Origin of the sequence: Mucilaginibacter sp. JRF, from assembly GCF_015223065.1 — a bacterium.
Lineage (GTDB): Bacteria > Bacteroidota > Bacteroidia > Sphingobacteriales > Sphingobacteriaceae > Mucilaginibacter.
In genome coordinates this window covers 699307-716550 of the sequence record NZ_JADFBY010000002.1, presented here as the reverse complement: position 1 = coordinate 716550, position 17244 = coordinate 699307, and the positions used below count along the sequence as shown (strand labels likewise).

19 protein-coding genes and 1 pseudogene are annotated in these 17244 nt (G+C 43.7%); 8 read left to right on the top strand and 12 right to left on the bottom strand.

Annotated features, from left to right (window positions below; genetic code table 11):
- Positions 1 to 321 (bottom strand): annotated as a pseudogene (locus IM792_RS08595) (phosphoglucosamine mutase); the annotation flags it as partial.
- An 85-nt stretch (positions 322 to 406) separates the two neighbouring features.
- Complete coding sequence (locus IM792_RS08590; RefSeq protein WP_194101412.1) at positions 407 to 1111, bottom strand: hypothetical protein; 705 nt, start codon at positions 1109 to 1111, stop codon at positions 407 to 409.
- 243 nt (positions 1112 to 1354) lie between these two features.
- Between IM792_RS08590 and IM792_RS08585 the strand changes: the two genes are divergently transcribed.
- The gene (locus IM792_RS08585) at positions 1355 to 1918 is read left to right on the top strand and encodes a phosphatase PAP2 family protein (RefSeq protein ID WP_194101411.1); all 564 of its coding nucleotides are present in this window, start codon (positions 1355 to 1357) and stop codon (positions 1916 to 1918) included.
- Positions 1919 to 1927: 9 nt separating this feature from the next.
- Positions 1928 to 2638, top strand: coding sequence for a ZIP family metal transporter (locus IM792_RS08580; RefSeq protein WP_194101410.1), 711 nt, complete (start codon positions 1928 to 1930; stop codon positions 2636 to 2638).
- 4 nt (positions 2639 to 2642) lie between these two features.
- Here IM792_RS08580 and IM792_RS08575 read toward each other — a convergent pair whose 3' ends face one another.
- From IM792_RS08575 to nusB, 8 genes are all read right to left on the bottom strand, one after another.
- Positions 2643 to 3092 (bottom strand): MarR family transcriptional regulator, encoded by a 450-nt coding sequence (locus IM792_RS08575; protein ID WP_194101409.1) that lies wholly within the window; start codon positions 3090 to 3092, stop codon positions 2643 to 2645.
- Positions 3093 to 3127: 35 nt separating this feature from the next.
- Positions 3128 to 3286: a DUF5522 domain-containing protein gene (locus IM792_RS08570; RefSeq protein ID WP_194101408.1), complete on the bottom strand. Its 159-nt coding sequence runs from the start codon at positions 3284 to 3286 to the stop codon at positions 3128 to 3130.
- A complete protein-coding gene (locus IM792_RS08565) occupies positions 3286 to 4224 on the bottom strand; it encodes an MBL fold metallo-hydrolase (protein WP_194101407.1) in 939 nt (312 codons plus the stop codon). The genes IM792_RS08570 and IM792_RS08565 overlap by 1 nt, the downstream gene beginning before the upstream one ends.
- Positions 4224 to 4817 carry a dephospho-CoA kinase gene (gene coaE, locus IM792_RS08560; protein WP_194101406.1) on the bottom strand — a complete coding sequence of 198 codons (594 nt, stop codon included), beginning with the start codon at positions 4815 to 4817 and terminating at the stop codon, positions 4224 to 4226. The genes IM792_RS08565 and coaE overlap by 1 nt, the downstream gene beginning before the upstream one ends.
- Positions 4817 to 5764, bottom strand: coding sequence for a YbbR-like domain-containing protein (locus IM792_RS08555; protein WP_194101405.1), 948 nt, complete (start codon positions 5762 to 5764; stop codon positions 4817 to 4819). Before IM792_RS08555 ends, coaE begins: the two co-directional genes overlap by 1 nt.
- Positions 5765 to 5830: 66 nt before the next feature.
- Positions 5831 to 6124 carry a preprotein translocase subunit YajC gene (gene yajC / locus IM792_RS08550; protein ID WP_194101404.1) on the bottom strand — a complete coding sequence of 98 codons (294 nt, stop codon included), beginning with the start codon at positions 6122 to 6124 and terminating at the stop codon, positions 5831 to 5833.
- A 35-nt stretch (positions 6125 to 6159) separates the two neighbouring features.
- Positions 6160 to 6600 (bottom strand): DUF1573 domain-containing protein, encoded by a 441-nt coding sequence (locus IM792_RS08545; RefSeq protein WP_194101403.1) that lies wholly within the window; start codon positions 6598 to 6600, stop codon positions 6160 to 6162.
- Between the two features lie 44 nt (positions 6601 to 6644).
- Positions 6645 to 7592, bottom strand: a complete 948-nt coding sequence (gene nusB, locus IM792_RS08540) for a transcription antitermination factor NusB (protein WP_194101402.1) — start codon at positions 7590 to 7592, stop codon at positions 6645 to 6647.
- 202 nt (positions 7593 to 7794) lie between these two features.
- On the opposite strand from nusB, the gene IM792_RS08535 reads away from it, so the two are divergent.
- Entirely contained in the window at positions 7795 to 9579 is a 1785-nt protein-coding gene (locus IM792_RS08535) for an ABC transporter ATP-binding protein (RefSeq protein ID WP_194101401.1), read from the top strand.
- 131 nt (positions 9580 to 9710) lie between these two features.
- The gene (locus IM792_RS08530) at positions 9711 to 10037 is read left to right on the top strand and encodes a DUF3276 family protein (RefSeq protein ID WP_194101400.1); all 327 of its coding nucleotides are present in this window, start codon (positions 9711 to 9713) and stop codon (positions 10035 to 10037) included.
- A 114-nt stretch (positions 10038 to 10151) separates the two neighbouring features.
- Here the strand turns inward: IM792_RS08530 and IM792_RS08525 are convergent, their stop codons facing one another.
- Positions 10152 to 10736 (bottom strand): hypothetical protein, encoded by a 585-nt coding sequence (locus IM792_RS08525; RefSeq protein WP_194101399.1) that lies wholly within the window; start codon positions 10734 to 10736, stop codon positions 10152 to 10154.
- A gap of 235 nt (positions 10737 to 10971) precedes the next feature.
- On the opposite strand from IM792_RS08525, the gene IM792_RS08520 reads away from it, so the two are divergent.
- On the top strand, positions 10972 to 11571 hold the full coding sequence (locus tag IM792_RS08520; RefSeq protein WP_194101398.1) for a Crp/Fnr family transcriptional regulator: 600 nt from the start codon (positions 10972 to 10974) through the stop codon (positions 11569 to 11571).
- Between the two features lie 5 nt (positions 11572 to 11576).
- On the opposite strand, the gene mgtE is transcribed toward IM792_RS08520, so the two are convergent.
- On the bottom strand, positions 11577 to 12947 hold the full coding sequence (gene mgtE, locus IM792_RS08515) for a magnesium transporter (protein ID WP_194101397.1): 1371 nt from the start codon (positions 12945 to 12947) through the stop codon (positions 11577 to 11579).
- Between the two features lie 197 nt (positions 12948 to 13144).
- Between mgtE and ychF the strand changes: the two genes are divergently transcribed.
- The 3 genes from ychF (at position 13145) to IM792_RS08500 (ending at position 17224) form a co-directional block, all read left to right on the top strand.
- Positions 13145 to 14245, top strand: coding sequence for a redox-regulated ATPase YchF (gene ychF / locus IM792_RS08510; RefSeq protein ID WP_194101396.1), 1101 nt, complete (start codon positions 13145 to 13147; stop codon positions 14243 to 14245).
- Positions 14246 to 14511: 266 nt separating this feature from the next.
- Positions 14512 to 15330, top strand: coding sequence for a GNAT family N-acetyltransferase (locus IM792_RS08505; RefSeq protein ID WP_194101395.1), 819 nt, complete (start codon positions 14512 to 14514; stop codon positions 15328 to 15330).
- 91 nt (positions 15331 to 15421) lie between these two features.
- Positions 15422 to 17224, top strand: a complete 1803-nt coding sequence (locus IM792_RS08500) for a DUF885 domain-containing protein (protein ID WP_194101394.1) — start codon at positions 15422 to 15424, stop codon at positions 17222 to 17224.
- Positions 17225 to 17244: the final 20 nt, after the last annotated feature.

The following is a 17244-nucleotide window of genomic DNA, read 5'->3' as shown; positions in this document are numbered from 1 at the left end:
GGGGTTATGGCTCGCGGTCAGGATGATACCACCTGCTGCTTTTTCAAGCGGTACGGCTATTTCTACCGTGGGTGTGGTGCTCAGGCCAAGGTCTATTACATCAATGCCCAGACCTTGCAGGGTGCCGGTTACCAGGCTGCTCACCATTTCGCCCGAGATGCGGGCATCCCGGCCGATAACGATCTTATTGATACCTGCTTTTTTTACCGCCCAGCTGCCATAGGCCGACGTGAATTTTACGATATCCAGTGGCGTTAGCCCATCGCCGGCCATGCCGCCGATGGTGCCGCGGATGCCGCTTATTGATTTGATCAGTGTCACTATAAATTAACTTTGGGGCAAAAGTAGTTATATTTAACACATATCCATAAACCACATTTTCTCCACTCTATAATGGTCAGTTTCATTAAATTTTTGATTCTAATAATTTCTGTGCTCCAACGGGGAGATATTCACTTAATAACTTAATAAAATTAGGTTTTATGTTCTCCCAAATAAATTCAAAAGACTTTTCTGTAGCTAAACTTACAGCTATACCAGTTGCCTTTTGAAAAAAATTCTCCTTACCTAACGTTAAAATATTTTCCAATCTTTCAAGAATATTTTTTACATCTTGAATCTCATCCCCTAATGCGTGATGTCCCATTTTAAGTATTTCAAGAGTTTGATTAATTGAATAAAAAGCATCTTGAATATTTGAAGTTTCCTCTGATGAAAAAACATCACCGTCTACGTTGATCCCATTCTCAGATAATTTATTATATAGAAAGAAAAGCAATAAATTAAAATTGTCTACTTGGCGGCTATGTTCAATAAGTTGTTGTTCTAATCTGTAATTATCTGATATGTCATACATGCTTTTTTGACGATCAAATTCCTCTCTAATCTTAAAAACATGAATTATTAGTTCATTAATAAAAAATGTCAATTGTTTTTGATTAGGGAATTGATATAAGTTGTCTATTATAACCTCATGTATCTTTTCACTATCGTAGCTATAATCATAAGCTATTGTGTGTATTTTTAAATAAGACTGTATTAGATTCTTGGCCTTCAGTTTAATGATACTCTGAAAATGAAAATCTGGAGCAGGTATTGATATAGTATTCATGAGTGATAAGTTTCGATGTTTAAATATTTTGGGGGATTTAGATTTAATACGTTAGTCTATAATTATAAATCTAACGTATTAGAATATATCAAAAAACAAAACCTAAGCTATAGTTTGGTTAATTTTATTTTTAAACCCGAACTATTATATTCAACTGACACAATGTAACGCCCACCATGTTTTAACCGACAATATATTGGCTATATTTGCACTCGCAAAAAAATTGGCGCTAACGTTACCCTGATGCCCGAACAACTTTTACAACTCGACCGGCATTTATTCTACTTTATTAATCACGACCTATCGAACCCGTTTTTCGACTGGCTGATGCCACTTTTGCGTAATCCTCGTTTTTGGATTCCACTGTACGTTTTCATCATTGCCTTTTGCACTTATAAGTACCGTAAAGCGGGTATTGTAATAGTATTAATGCTGGTCGCCAGCGCCGGTGTTGCCGATTTTGTGAGCGCGAGCATCATCAAACCCGCCATACAACGGGTACGCCCCTGCCGCGACCCTATTACCGCCGAAAAAGATATTCCGCGTGTGCGCTGTGGTTCGGGTTACAGCTTCCCGTCAACCCATGCCAGCGATCATTTTGCTATGGCGGCCTTTATTAGTCTTGTTTTCGCACGTCGCTGGCGGTGGATATGGTACATCAGCATGTTTTGGGCGGCAAGCATCTGCTTTGCCCAGGTATATGTAAGCGTACACTTCCCTATTGATGTAATAGGCGGCGCCTTATTCGGCATGGTGGTAGGCTTTGGCATGGCCCAACTTTTCAAAAAAATTCAACCCGGTTTCTAACATAAATTAATGAGCAACCTGCAACTTTTACTCCTGTTTTTCAGCGCCTTTTTTGGCGGTACCGCTGTTTTTTTATTTAAGGGGGGCAATCATAAATTATTAAAGATAGTGCTTGCATTTAGCGGGGCATACCTGTTTGGCATCACCGTTTTACACCTGATACCTGATGCTTACCACGGCAATGATAACCTGGTGGGCGTGTTCATCCTGATCGGTTTTATATTTCAGATAGTGCTTGAGCAGTTTTCGGATGGTATTGAACACGGGCACATACACAAGCACGGGCACGATCATGCCGCTTTTCCGTTTGGTATAATGGTAAGCCTTTGCCTGCATGCCTTTTTAGAGGGCATGCCTATTGCCGAAGGTCATCAGCATGAATTGGTTTTCGGCATAGCGCTGCATCACATCCCGGCATCATTCGCGTTGGGTAGTGTGCTTATCGCACACCATCAAAGCAAAGGGCGCATCGTGTTTTTTATCGTGCTTTTCGCGCTGATGGCACCTGCTGGTTACCTGCTGAGCAACGCGCTAAGCAATGGCGGCATAGGCAACCTGCAACAATACTTTAACCGTATTATGGGCGTGGTTATCGGTATATTTCTCCATATATCAACCACCATATTATTTGAGTCGAGCGCCGATCATAAATTCAACCTGCGCAAAATGATAGCCGTGTTGCTGGGTATCGGTATCGCCTTAGCGGGATTTTTACTGTAACAGACTATCCCCTCAACTTATCCAGTAGATCGCTTAATTGCGCGGCTTCTTCCTGGGTAATGTTATCTTTTAGCAGATCCTTTGACTTGAATTCCACATCCATTTTGGCGAGAATGTCTAAGCCTTGCTGACTGATCTGGATATCAACCGCGCGCCTGTCCTTTGAGTTCGTGCAGCGTGATACCAGACCCTTTTGTACTAGGCGGTCAACAATGCGCGACGCGTCAGACATCTTGTCGATCATGCGTTCCTTTAACAGGTTAATGGTGGCTGGTTTGGGGTACTGCCCGCGTAATATGCGCAGTATATTAAACTGTTGCGAGGTAAGGTTATACTTCTCAAAATGCGGCCGCGACTGGTTACTCATCCAGCTCGACGTGTATGTAAGGTTGATGATTACCTTATGGTAATTATCCTCAAACTTAGTGCTTTGTATCTCGTCCTCTATGCGCATAGTGTATATAATTGCCGAAACGGCAAATATGTTTATTATTTTTTAATTTGTGTATACCGTTTTTTAGCCCTAAAATTCCAGGGGCAATGCAAACATTGGTTTTTACAGCAATAACCGCGTTTTGTGTGATATTCTTTTGTGAAAACCATCAACCCATCGGCGTTAAAATAATAATCGATATTCTCCTTAAGCATTAGTTTAACAGCTTAACAAACAGGGTATCATTAAAATGCTCGCGCAGGTGTTTGCCATCGCCGTGCAGAGTCCAAACTTGTTGGGGTCGTACCTGGTTTATCATCTCCAAAATATCATTCCAATCGGCATGGTCGGATATATAGAGTGTATCCTGGCTATTCACCTGCAAATTCTTCCAGCCCGAGGCAAATAACCTCTTTACATCCTTAGCCCTGATGTAGCTATCAAAGGTGAACGGCGGCACTATGTACACATAGTCCTCCTGATTTTTCATCAGCTTACGATTATACAATTGGTGTTTGCCTAAACTAAAACCCGCCTTTTCATACACACTATTTAGCGGCATTATGCGGTGATGTACCAACACAGTTTTTTGCGGAGCATGATCATTGATCAAACGAATTAGCCTTTGGCTTTTACCCAGGCCGTAAGCGCCGAGCAGGATGTTTATCTTAATATCATTCAGCTTGCTGATCTCCGCCACCGGATCGGGGTGTTGGGTGGCAGGATTGGCAAAGGTGCTTTCGGTGATCAGCACATCGGCCTTCACCCATTCCAAAGGGTCGCAGGTGGCATCGGGTTGCAACTTAAAATCGCCGGTATATAAATAGGTTTTACCCTTGTAAGCCATTAGTATTTGTGCCGAGCCCAGCATGTGGCCTGCTGATATAAAAGTTATATCAACCCCGCCAATATTAAATGGCTGCCTGTAAGTCACTATATTAAATATACGGCCTGCATTTTTAGCGTAACGCAATTGCATAAAAGCCTGTGTGCCCGCGGTGCACCATACCTCGCGGTTACCGGCAACAGCATGGTCGGCATGGGCGTGTGATATTACGGCCTTATCAACCGGATGCACCGGGTCGATATAAAAATTGCCGTATTTGCAATAGAGGCCGTGGGCATCAAACTGCACAAAATCATCCAGTATCATCAGGCCTTAACTGCTATAAATTGCTGATGCAGGCTAAGCACCTGCGGTATAACCAATTGGCTGCCATCATTAATAATAATATGGTTGGCCAGTATTTTCTTTTCTTCTTCGTTCATCTGGCGGGCGTCGCGGCTGGCAGCTTCGTCATGGCTGATGCCGTCGCGCTGCATTACCCTTTCCAGCCTTTGCTCCAGCGGTGCCGAAACCAGTATGGTTTGATCGCATTTTTTGTATGACCCGCTCTCGAACAATATCGCCGCCTCCTTTATAACATACGGTGCCGATGTTTGGCGCAGCACCCACTCATCAAACGCCCTGAAAACGGCAGGATGCACCAAAGCATTTAACCGGGCCAGTTCATCAGCGTTATTAAAAACAATATTGGCTATATGTTTACGATTAAGTATGGCATCGGCAAAATAGGCATCGCTGCCAAAGGCTTGCTTCACCCCTTCTATCAATTCGGCATCGGTAACCATTACATTTTTGGCGGCGGCATCGGCATAAAATACGGGTATGCCCAGCACCTCAAACACGCCTGCAACGGTGGTTTTGCCGCTGCCTATGTTACCTGTTAATCCTATTTTAAGCATTATTTTTTTATAACGAAATCAACAACTGCCGGTTCAATTTTTACGATGCGGCAATACGGAGGTATACGTTTCAGTTTTACAGGCAGCGTATTATAGCCTTTTTGCTCCCACAAATTAAGGTCTACAGTGGCCTCAAAAAAGGCATCGTCCATATCGGGGTAATCGGTAAGCGAGGTCATGAAGGTTACCTTTACCTTTTGCGGCAGCACCTTAACGTTGTAGTAGTTATGATTATTGGTAACCTTTACGGGTATCTCCAGCGTTTTCTCGGTAAACTCGTCAACCGGTATTTTTACCTGTATGGTTTTGGGGTACACAGTCATGTTGATCTCGTTAACCGATTGCAGTTTAAGCTGCTTGTTAACCGATTCATCCACATTATCCATTTGCAGGGTATCGGTATTCCATGAGGTTATTCGGCTTATCAGATCGGTAGGGCCGCTAATAGTTACCATATCCGGCTTTAAAGCGATATCACCCGATTGCGCGAACTGTTTTTTATAATCAATAGAGGTAATCAGCTCAACGGGTACCTTTTTTACCCTGCGGCTCGAGAAATCGAAATACAACGTATCCGGGTCGAAGCCGATAATCTGCCGATTTGTCGGCTGGTTGGTATTGATGCGCCGTAACTGCGAGCCTAACACCACATAATCGTGCTGATCGAGCGTGCGCAGATCAACCGTGATGCTGTTATTATCATCATTAAGGCGCGAGAAGAGCATTTGCCAGCCATTACCCTGCACGGTAGCGTTAACCGTATCAGACTGTAGCGAGCGGAAAGCCCTGCGCTGCGGTACATTCTTAAAAATGATCACCTTGGGCATAGTAAAGCTATGCGGGTTTGATAGTACCGCGAATACCCAGGCAACCATAGCCAGTATAATACAGGTTGTGAATGCCGTAAGCCGTCTGCGTTCTGCCGGTGATAATTTTAATATGGGCATCGTTATAAATTAAAATGCCGTTCAATTTATAAAAACTGAACGGCACTATAAATTTAACAACTTAATTTATGATTTTGTTGCCACCGGTGCGTTAAGCGCCTTTGAGGCTTCAAGAGAGATGGCCGTTTTATCGAAACGAATTTTAGTGCCACCTTCAACTTCAATTAAAACTGTTGTTTCGGTCAGTTCAAGTACACGGCCGTGTATGCCTGATGTTGTGATTATTTTATCACCTTTTTTAAGCTCATCAGAAAATTTCTTTTGATCTTTTTGTTTCTTGATCTGCGGACGTATCATAAAGAAGTAAAACACCAATATGATGAGGCCCATCATTATTAATGATTGTGGATTAGAACCCATAGCTTTTCTTATTTAAATTAATATAGTTTTATTACTTACTTGGTTACCTCGCCTACCAAATGCACCACGGTTTGGGCAGGTATGGTATTGGCGGTAACGGTTACCAGTTTATCTTGCAGGCCGTTTTTGTTGGCGCTGTCAAAAGTTACTTTAATAGCGGCGCTCTCGCCCGGTTTTACAGGGGTTTTAGGCCACTCGGGCACAGTACAGCCGCAGCTTGCAGTAGCGTTTATTATTACCAGCGGAGATTTACCCGTGTTGGTGAACTTATATTCAAAATTCACTTTTTCGCCAGCTTTTACCTTGCCAAAATCGTGCGTTTCAACCTCAAACTTAACTACAGGCGCATTGGCCGAGTCAACTTCGGTAGTAGCTGTAGTGTTTGATTCAATACTTTCGGTATTACCTGAGTTACGCTGATTACAGGCAGCCAATATAATTACTGAGGCAGCCAGGCTAAATAATACTTTCTTCATTTACTTATACTAATATTGGTTGAATGTTGGTTCAATAATACTATTTACTCAATTAAACCACGACCGGTTTTTTTGATCTTGTTAGCGGCCTTAAGTTCAGCCAAAATCTTATCCAGTATACCGTTGATGAATGAGTTACTTTTAGGCGTACTAAATTCCTTTGATATCTCCAGGTACTCATTAATAGTAACCTTAACCGGTACTGATGAAAAATTCAGGAACTCGGTAAGCGCCATCTTCATCAACAGGGTATCCATCATGGCTATACGCTCAGGCTCCCAGTTTTGGGTTTTAACGGCAATAAGTGCCTGGTACTCCTCATCGTGGCGAACACACTCGTTGAACAGCTCGATAATAAATTCCCTGTCCTCCTCCCAGTTAACGGTAACCTCGGCAAGCTTGTTAAGCTCATAATTATCGTTCGAGAAGTTTTTGAATGTTTTGGCGATCAGGGCTTGTAACACATCCTTATCAACCGGCCAGTTAATAAATTTATCCTCAAAAACCTGCTCGGCTAATGATGATTTCAGGATCACCTTTTTAAAGATGAACTTGATGATATCCTTATCGCTATGCAGCGAATCCTCAGTCCTGTCCTGGTATTCTTTGTACTCAGGCGCGGCTTTCAGGGTGTTGAACAGTGATTTAAAAAGTTCGGGATCAAACGTCCAGTCAATCTTATACTTTTTAACCGCGGCAATATACTCCTTGTTAGCAGCTAACGAGGCGATGAAACGGTTATTAAGAATTTTAAGATTAGGGTTAAGATCTTCGGCTGTAGGCAGGTGTTTGTTGGCGCGCTCGTCGGCATCGTTTGCCGCGTAGCCTACCACTTCCTGAATAAGTGAAAGCATCCAGATGTACATCTCGTACACGGAATCAACGCTGTTTAAAAGATTTTTTTGATGGATTTTGATGTCGCGGTTGCTCGACTGGTGATAGCCGTATAACGACTGTAATACCTTTACGCGTAAGTGCCTTCTGTTTAACATTGTGTAAGAACGATCTTTGGTTCAGCTTGTTTTTGTACTTAATGTACTTATTTATTTGCTAAATGTTGTACGGCGCAAAAGTATGTGTTTTTTTCGTGTTAGCCAAGCACGATTTTATTGTTCCGGATATGTCACTAAAAAATCGCAATAGTTAATTGCCGTGCATGCCATAACAAATTGCCTATCTTTGCCGCCAGGGCTTATGAAACACCTCGCTTACCTCAATAAGTTTTTTATAAAATACCGCTGGCGCTTATTGCCGGGCATATTTTTCGTTATAGCATCAAACATATTCAGCGTATTGCCTGCACAGGTTATCCGCATAGCGTTTGATCTGGTTGCCGAGAATATCGACCTGTACCGCCTGTACGATGGGTTTAACCGCCAGCAGATCATTTACGATATTTTTGGCGCGAGCCTGATGCTTTTCGGAGCGCTAGTGCTGGTGCTGGCCTTGATACGTGGCATGTTTTTGTTTTTTATGCGGCAAACCATCATCCTGATGTCGCGGCATATTGAGTACGATCTTAAGGACGAGATATACAATCATTACCAGGCCCTGTCCATGGCATTTTACCGCCGCCACAACACCGGCGACCTCATGAACCGTGTTACCGAGGATGTTAGCCGCGTGCGCATGTACCTTGGGCCGGGCATTATGTATACCGTAAACACGGTAGTACTATTTATATTGGTGATATATGCCATGCTCACCGTAAACGTAAAGCTGGCCATTTATTCGGTATTGCCGATGCCTATACTGGCGGGTATCATTTACTACGTTAACAATATCATCAATACCCGCAGCGAGATGATACAGGAGCGCCTGTCGTCATTATCGGGCTTTGTGCAGGAAACATTTTCGGGTATACGGGTGGTAAAATCATACGTACGTGAGGCCTTTATTCGCAAAAGCTTTGCCGCCGAGAGCGAGGATTACAAAACCCACTCTATGGAGCTAGCGCGTGTGCAGGCATTATTCTTCCCGCTGATGTTGTTGCTGGTTGGCCTGAGCAATGTTATTGTATTATATGTTGGCGGCATTGAGGTAATGAACGGTAACATCACCCCCGGCAACATAGCCGAGTTTATTGTGTACCTAAGCCAGCTGATGTTCCCGGTAATGGCATTGGGTTGGGTAACCTCGCTGATACAAAGGGCTGCGGCTTCACAAAAGCGCATCAACGAGTTTTTGCATGAGCAGCCGGAAATCATCTCGGTAAACGGCATTAAAAAAACCGTAGCCGGGAATATCGAGTTCAACAATGTATCATTCACCTATCCTGATACGGGCATTAAGGCACTTAACGAGGTATCGTTCACTATAAAACCCGGCCAAATGCTGGCCATCATCGGGCGTACAGGTTCGGGCAAATCAACCATTGCCAACTTGCTAATGCGTATGTATGATACCACCGGCGGACAGATACTGATAGATGGCACGCCGATAAACCGGCTCGACCTGGATAATTACCGCTCGCAAACCGGTTTTGTACCGCAGGATGTTTTCCTTTTTTCAGACACCATTGCCCGCAACATTGCATTCGCTATTGATGTGATGGACCAGCCACGTGTTGAGCAGGCCGCCCGTGACGCGGCCGTTTATAATAACATTATTGAGCTTGAGCAGGGCTTTGATACCATGATAGGCGAGCGTGGCATCACCCTATCGGGCGGGCAAAAGCAGCGGGTATCCATAGCGCGGGCTATTTTAAAGCATCCGCAGATCATGGTTTTTGATGATTGCCTTTCGGCAGTTGATACCCGTACCGAGGAGGAGATACTGAACAACCTGGGTAAGGTAATGCAGGGCAAAACCAGCGTGATTATTGCCCACCGTATATCAACCATAAAAAATGCCGACCATATATTGGTGCTTGATGAAGGCAGCATAATTGAACAAGGTGACCACAATACCTTAATGAGCCAGAAGGGCCCCTATTTTGCTTTGTACGAAAAGCAGTTATTGGAAGAAGAAAGCGTTTAAACTGTCCCGTTTTATACAAAAATTGATAATAAAAGTTTCAAACTTTAACATAATTGCTAAGAAAATACTTGCTAATTGAATTTTTCTTTATATTTATCCCAGTCAATTCTAAAACACAACAATTTGTTAACATGGGAGATTTTGAAAACAGAGAGCGTGAGGAGGTTTTCTCAAAGAAGGTAAGAGCAGGGAAAAGAACTTATTTTTTTGACGTTAAAGCAACCCGGTCAAACGACTATTATATTACAATAACTGAAAGTAAAAAACGCCTTGAAGATGGCGCTTTCATAAAACACAAGATCTTTTTATACAAGGAAGACTTTGAAAAATTTGCCGAAGGCCTGAAAGATACCGTAGAGTATATAAAAGCCAACCAGGAGGTTAACGAAAAACGCTACGAATTTAACGAAGCCCCAGAAACCGCCAAAGCCGACGAAGACTTCTCTTTTGAGATATAACAACCCTTGTTAAAATAAACTCCTTATACTAAGCCCCGCAACAGCGGGGCTTTTTTAATGGCAAAAGCCTCCATATGTGAGGCTTTTGTTGTATAAATTAACGTTTTAGGCTTCTTACGCAGCAACAACTTTAGCAGTTTTGTTCAGCCTGAATGCTGCCAACAGGTAGTAGAATGCGCCAAAAGCGGCGTAGCCTGCCAGGCTGGTTATTCCCTTGGTTGGATCGTGCGCCAACAGGATGAACGAGGTACCGGCCAGTGTTGATTGCGCCCCGCTGATGATCATGGGCCATTGGCCGGTTAAATATCTTTTGCGGCGTATGCCTAATATCAGCTGTATCAAACCCGTGCCTATTGCCCAGGTGCCAAATACTATCAATGTTTCGGGCACGCCTTTTTGCAGGGCAAATATTACCGCTATGGTAGTTATGGTGCTGATTGCCGCATTTACAAATTGTGTAGTTTTTGATGATGTGTTGGGATTGGCACGCATATCTAAAAAGGTACCTACAACATCCCAGGCCGGATAAATTATGAGTAGAATTTCGGCAATATCCGTTCGGGCTTTGCCAACTACGGCCATCAAAATAACCCATACTATGGAGAATGCGGCACGCGTAAAATAAAGATTACGTAACGATGTGGAGGTGGCAACAGCGCTTCCTGCTACTGTTGTGTTAGGTTGTGTACTTGCTGTCATGATTCTTAAATATTTATGTTGGTTCAAAAATCCGCCTTATCACAGTACCCGTTTTTCACTTAAGTTAAAATACAAACAAAAGCTGACATTAGCATTGCAGTTACCATATTGATACTAAAGTGTGGCAACTTACTTTAGCAACCTGTATTTTATTAACTTAAGTTAAATTTTGGCAGACCCATAATGCTGAAATTTGTAACATACACCGCTTTACAGAACCACCAAAATGCTTAACATGACCGATAAGAACGATGTTGTATTTCAACATCTACAAACATTTGCCCCGCTAAATGATAAGGATATTATTGACAGCCAACCCTTTTGGAAAGCGCGAAAAATAAACAAGGGCGATTATTTTAATATGCAAAGCATGGTATGCAAGGATCTGGGTTTGGTGGTAAAGGGCATCTTCCGCATATATTACCGCAACCCGGAAACTAACGAGGAGAAGAACATCTTTTTCTTTTCCGAAAATCAGTTTGTGGTTTCATTCCGGAGTTTTATTTCGCAAACGGCCTGCTGGTATTTTATTGAAGCGATGGAGGATTCGGAGATATTCTTTATCTCGCATAAGGATCTGAATGACTTGTACGACACCCACCCCAACTGGGCTAAGTTTGGCCGCATACTGGCCGAATCTTTCTTCTCCATAGCCCAAACCCGTACCGAAGAATTTATCTTTTTCTCGCACGAGCAGCGCTATCTCCGCTTACTGGATGAGCATCCGCATATTATTGAGCGTATCCCGGCTTACCACATATCATCATACCTGGGTATAACCAACCCATCGTTAAGCCGCATGCGTAAACGTATCGAGAAAAAGAAGATTGAGTAATTAGCTTAAAGCATTATCCCTCGCAGCAGCAGTACAGCTATCGAGAAGTAGATCACCAAGCCGGTAACATCAACCAATGTAGCCACAAATGGCGCGGATGATGTGGCAGGGTCGGCACCTAAACGTTTGAGCAGTATGGGTAGCATTGATCCGCTTAGTGAGCCCCATAGTACTACTCCTATCAGTGTTATACCTACGGTCAGTCCCACCAAAAACCAATGCGGGCCATATATATCCGAAAATAACGACCACACGTATATCCTCAAAAAGCCTATGCAACCCAATACAAAACCCAGCATCAGGCCGGCCATTATTTCGCGGCGCATAACGCGCCACCAATCGCTCAGGGTAACCTCGCCCAAAGCCATCGCCTGTATAATTAATGTTGATGCCTGCGAACCACTATTACCACCGCTTGATATAATAAGCGGAATAAACAGCGCCAATATCACCGCCTTTTCAATTTCCTTTTCAAAAAAGCCCATCGCGGTAGCGGTAAGCATCTCACCTAAAAATAGTATCACCAACCAGCCCACACGCTTTTTAACAAGGGTGAATAATGATACATCCAGGTAAGGCTCGTCCAGCGCTTCGGTACCACCAATTTTTTGTATATCCTCGGTATATTCTTCGTTGGCTATCCAAAGGATATCATCCACCGTAACTATACCCAGCAACACATTTTCATCATCAACCACGGGCAGCGCCACACGGTTATTCATCCTGAAGGTGTTAATGGCTTCCTCCTGCGGGTCGGCTGCGTGGAGGGCAATCAACCGGCCATCCATCAGGTCGCTTACGCTGGTTTCGGGTTTTACCAGCAGTATCTCGCGTATACGAATATCATCCAACAGTACGCGGTTATCATCAACCACGTAAATAACATCAATGGTTTCGGAGTTTTTACCAAAACGGCGTATGTGCGATAGTACCCGGTTAACATCCCAGGTCTTTTTTACGGCGATGTAGTCGGGCGTCATCAAACGGCCAACACTATCCTCCTCATAACCTAACAGGGATAATGCTTCTCTGCGGTCGGCAGGCGGCAGGTGTAATATCAGTTTGGCCACGGCATCACCATGCAGCTCGCTAAATAGCGCTGTACGGTCATCCGGCGGCAGGCCGTTAATAATTTCGGCTACCTTGCCTCCTGAAATTTTCTTGATTATACGCTCCTGCTTGCGGAAGTCCAGTATCCTGAAAACGTTTACCGCGCGGTTTACAGAGAGTATCTCGATGAATTTAGGGCCATGCTCAGGGAGTTCGTCTATCAGCTGTTCCACATCTGATATATTCAGGTTGTTCAAGTACTCCTGAAGCGCCGCATCGTCCTCCTGCTCCAGTATTAGTTCTACCTGTTCAACCATTTCTTCCATAAGCCCTATTTTTTACATTGTTATAAACCTGATTTTCTGCTGGCAAAAGTCGTTTATTTTTTCAAAATACAGGAATTTTTTTGTGTTATCTTTGCGGCGTTTTCAAGTCCATAGCCCATAGACCATTGTCGATGGCAAACAGTACACTTAACCAGGCTATGGACCATTGGCTATCGACTATGGACTTTTAGAAACAAATGGGTTTACAATGTGGTATAGTAGGTTTGCCGAATGTGGGCAAGTCAACACTTTTTAATTGCTTATCAAACGCGAAGGCGCAGGCTGCCAACTTTCCGTTTTGTACTATTGAGCCCAATGTGGGTGTAATTACGGTGCCCGATGAGCGCCTGACCAAACTTACCGAACTGGTAAATCCTAAAAACGTGGTGCCCAACGTTATCGAGATCGTTGACATTGCGGGCCTTGTAAAAGGTGCCAGCAAAGGCGAGGGTTTGGGCAACCAGTTTTTGGCTAACATTCGCGCTACCAACGCTATCATCCACGTATTGCGTTGCTTTGATAACGATAACGTTATTCACGTTGACGGCTCGGTTGACCCTATCCGCGACAAGGAGATCATCGATACCGAATTGCAACTAAAGGATCTGGACTCGATAGAGAAAAAGATACAAAAGATAGAAAAGGCCGCCAAGGTTGGTAACGACAAGGAAGCTAAAAAAGCCTTTGAGGTATTAACCACCTACAAAAACCACCTGCTTGCCGGTAAATCGGCACGTACCGCGCCTGTTGAGGAAGAAGATAAAGAGCATATTGCTGATATATGGCTGCTTACCGCAAAACCGGTAATGTATGTTTGTAACGTTGGCGAAGCCGAAGTAAATACCGGTAACGCTTATGTTGAGGCTGTACGCGAAGCGGTTAAGGAAGAAAACGCCGAGGTACTGATCATATCTGCCCAGATAGAATCAGAAATAGCACAGCTGGAAACTTACGAGGAGCGCGAGATGTTTCTGGAAGATCTTGGTCTTGCCGAATCGGGCGTTAACAAGCTGATAAAAGCCGCTTATAAGTTGCTGAACCTGGCTACCTACTTTACCGCCGGTGTGCAGGAAGTTCGCGCGTGGACCATCACCCAGGGCTTTACCGCCCCGCAAGCAGCAGGTGTTATCCATACCGATTTTGAGAAAGGCTTTATCCGCGCCGAGGTTATCAAGTATAAGGATTTTGTGCACTACGGTTCAGAAGCCGCCTGTAAAGAAGCCGGCAAGCTATCTGTTGAAGGCAAAACTTATATAGTTGAGGATGGCGATATTATGCACTTTAGGTTTAATGTGTAAGCCCCCCAGCCCCCTGAAGGGGGAGTTAAAGAACTAAAATAATTCCTTGTCATTCCGAACGATAGAGAGGAATCTAACAGCGTTTATAAGTAAGCGACAGATTTCTCCTCGTACCTCGTTCGAAATGACAACAGTTTAGAGAGAGATTAAAACCACTCATTTTATAATATACAGAAGTCACCTTTGGGTGGCTTTTTTTGCAAGTAGTAATTTGTTGATTATCATCAACTTTATTATTAAATTTAATGCACCTTTTCGCAATTAAAATGAATAAGAGAGCATTAAAATACCTTACCTTTCTTTCTACAAGCTTATCTGTTGTTTCTGGCATCGCCGGACTATTATCTATTCAAAATAAAACACAAGCAATATTGGCTTTTGCTATAATGGCAGCACTTGCAATTTGTGGGTTGATATTTTTCTTGAAATTCAAAAGATACAATAACGGAGCTGCATACTTACAAGATTGCATTAATGCCATACAATCACCATCCGAAGAATGGGTATATCATTACGTACAAAACGAGGCTGAACTTAGATCAATATGGCGTATTAGCCAGGATTTGTATCAAGAGGATAATGTTGATTACAACACAGTATTGTCATGGTGGAAATGCTACCCTGCCGGAATATTTATTTTATGCCGAAACTCTAATATAGTTGGCTATTTTTCAATGTGGCCGATAAAGGAAGCCACCTTTAAGCAAATATCATCGGGACGCAGGCGCGAAAGGGAACTTAAAAGGCAATCCATTATTGGTAAGGATTCTACCGAACAACGCCCTTACTGGTATATCACAAATATTGTTGTTCAGAAGAAATACCGAAAAACCGACGCTATAAAAACATTGTTAAGGGAAGCATTAAGGAAATGGGTAAATGAAGGAAATTTGGCGGATGATGTAAAACTATGTGCTTTTGGCTATTCAAAAGAGGGTAAAGCGTTAATAAAAGGTTTTGGATTTCATGAGCTAAAAAGCGCTGATGAAACCGCAGATAATCTACCGCTTTATGTATTTACTTCAACTAATCAAAACATAAATATTTTGGTAAACAGATTGACAAATAATACTATTCCGAATTAATGTTTTTCCTGGTATCATATCTGGCAAAATCATTTCATTTGTAACATCAACAAAGCGTAATATTCTAATCAATATTACAATCTACTTTATAATGAATATAAGATACATCATTTCATTCTCGTCTGTAAAAAAATACCTACTTAGTATAATATTTATAACCACACATGCTGTTGTAGCACAATGTCAAGCTCAGCATAATAAAGACTGGGTAAAAACATCTGACAAGTATACGCAGATGCTGATCGAGCTGGATAAAAAGTACTCGCCGGAGTATGGTTCGTCGCAGGGTTTGGCGGAGTATGATACACTGATCAGCACCCCTACCCTGGTTAATGATATTGCCGAGCGTAAAGAGGAAGAAGCCCTGGTAAATACCTACACCAAAGCCCTGCAAACCGAAAAGGAGATACATGTACAGCAGGATCTGCAAATACTGATAGATCACCTTAAGCTGGGTTTCCGTCAGCAGGATTTTAGTCGTGGCCGTAAGGTGCCGTTTTACAACCCAACAACCTCGGTTTACGGTGGTTTAGAGGCTTTGCTTGACGAACAAACAGAGGCTTCGCGCCATGCGGCAGCGGTGGCAAGACTGCGCAAATATGCCGGATTGGAGAAAGGCTATCGCCCGCTGGTTGATATTTTGAAGGAGCGCGCGCAGCAGCAAATGGCCAAGCCGAACATGATCTACCCGGACAAGCAACAGATGGAAACTGATCTGTCGCGTAACGCGAGTGTGGTTGAGGGTATTGCCGAGCTATGTAAAAAATATGAGCTGAAAGGCTGGGAAGAACCGTACAACCTGCTCAAAAAACAACTTCTTGCTTTTGACGAATGGACCAAAACCACCATACTCCCTAAAGCCCGTACCGATTTCCGCTTACCTGCCGAGGAATATGCTATGGAACTGGAGGGTTATGGTATTGACATTCCTCCTGCCGAGGTTGCCAAAATGGCCCACACCGCCTTTACGGATATACAGAACCAAATGAAGGACATTGCCGTACAGGTAGCTAAGAACCGCAACCTGCCATCAACCGATTACCGTGATGTAATGCGCGAGTTGAAAAAAGCACAGGTGCATGGCGATTCGATAATGCCGCTGTACAAACGTACGCTTGCCGGTGTTGAGGATATCATCCGCAAGCAGCAATTGGTTACCCTGCCTAACCGCCCGGCCATAATCCGCCTGGCTACTGAGGCCGAAACGGCACAACGCCCGGCTCCTTACATGCAACCGCCGCCATTCCTTAATAATACCGGCCAGCGCGGTGTGTTTGTGCTGCCGCTTAACATGCCGCCAAAACCGGGCGAAAAGGCTGATAAGTATGATGATTTTACTTTTGATGCCGCATCATGGACGCTGGTTGCCCACGAAGCCCGCCCCGGCCACGAATTACAGTTTGATAAGATGGTGGAAGAAGGTGTATCAACCGCGCGTTCATTGTATGCCTTTAACTCTACCAATGCCGAGGGTTGGGGTTTGTATGCCGAATACATCACCAAACCTTACATGCCGCTGGAAGGGCAACTGGTATCGTTAGATTACCGCCTGCTGCGTGCCGCCCGTGCCTTCCTCGATCCGGAACTGCAAGCCGGTAAGGTTACCCAGCAACAAGCTTTGGATGTGTTGATGAAAGATGTTGTACAATCGCACGCCTTTGCGCAACAGGAGGTGGAGCGCTACACCAACCGCGCCCCCGGCCAGGCCAACAGTTATTTTTATGGCTTTACCAAGATGATACAATTACGTAAGGATACCAAAAAAGCGTTAGGCAACAAGTTCAGCGCATTACGTTTCCACGATTTCATCCTGTCGCAGGGTTTGCTGCCACCCAAGCTGATACGCCAGGCGGTGATGGATGAATTTATCCCTGCGGAAAAGGCTGCTAAGTAAGCATCTGTTTATTAAACAAA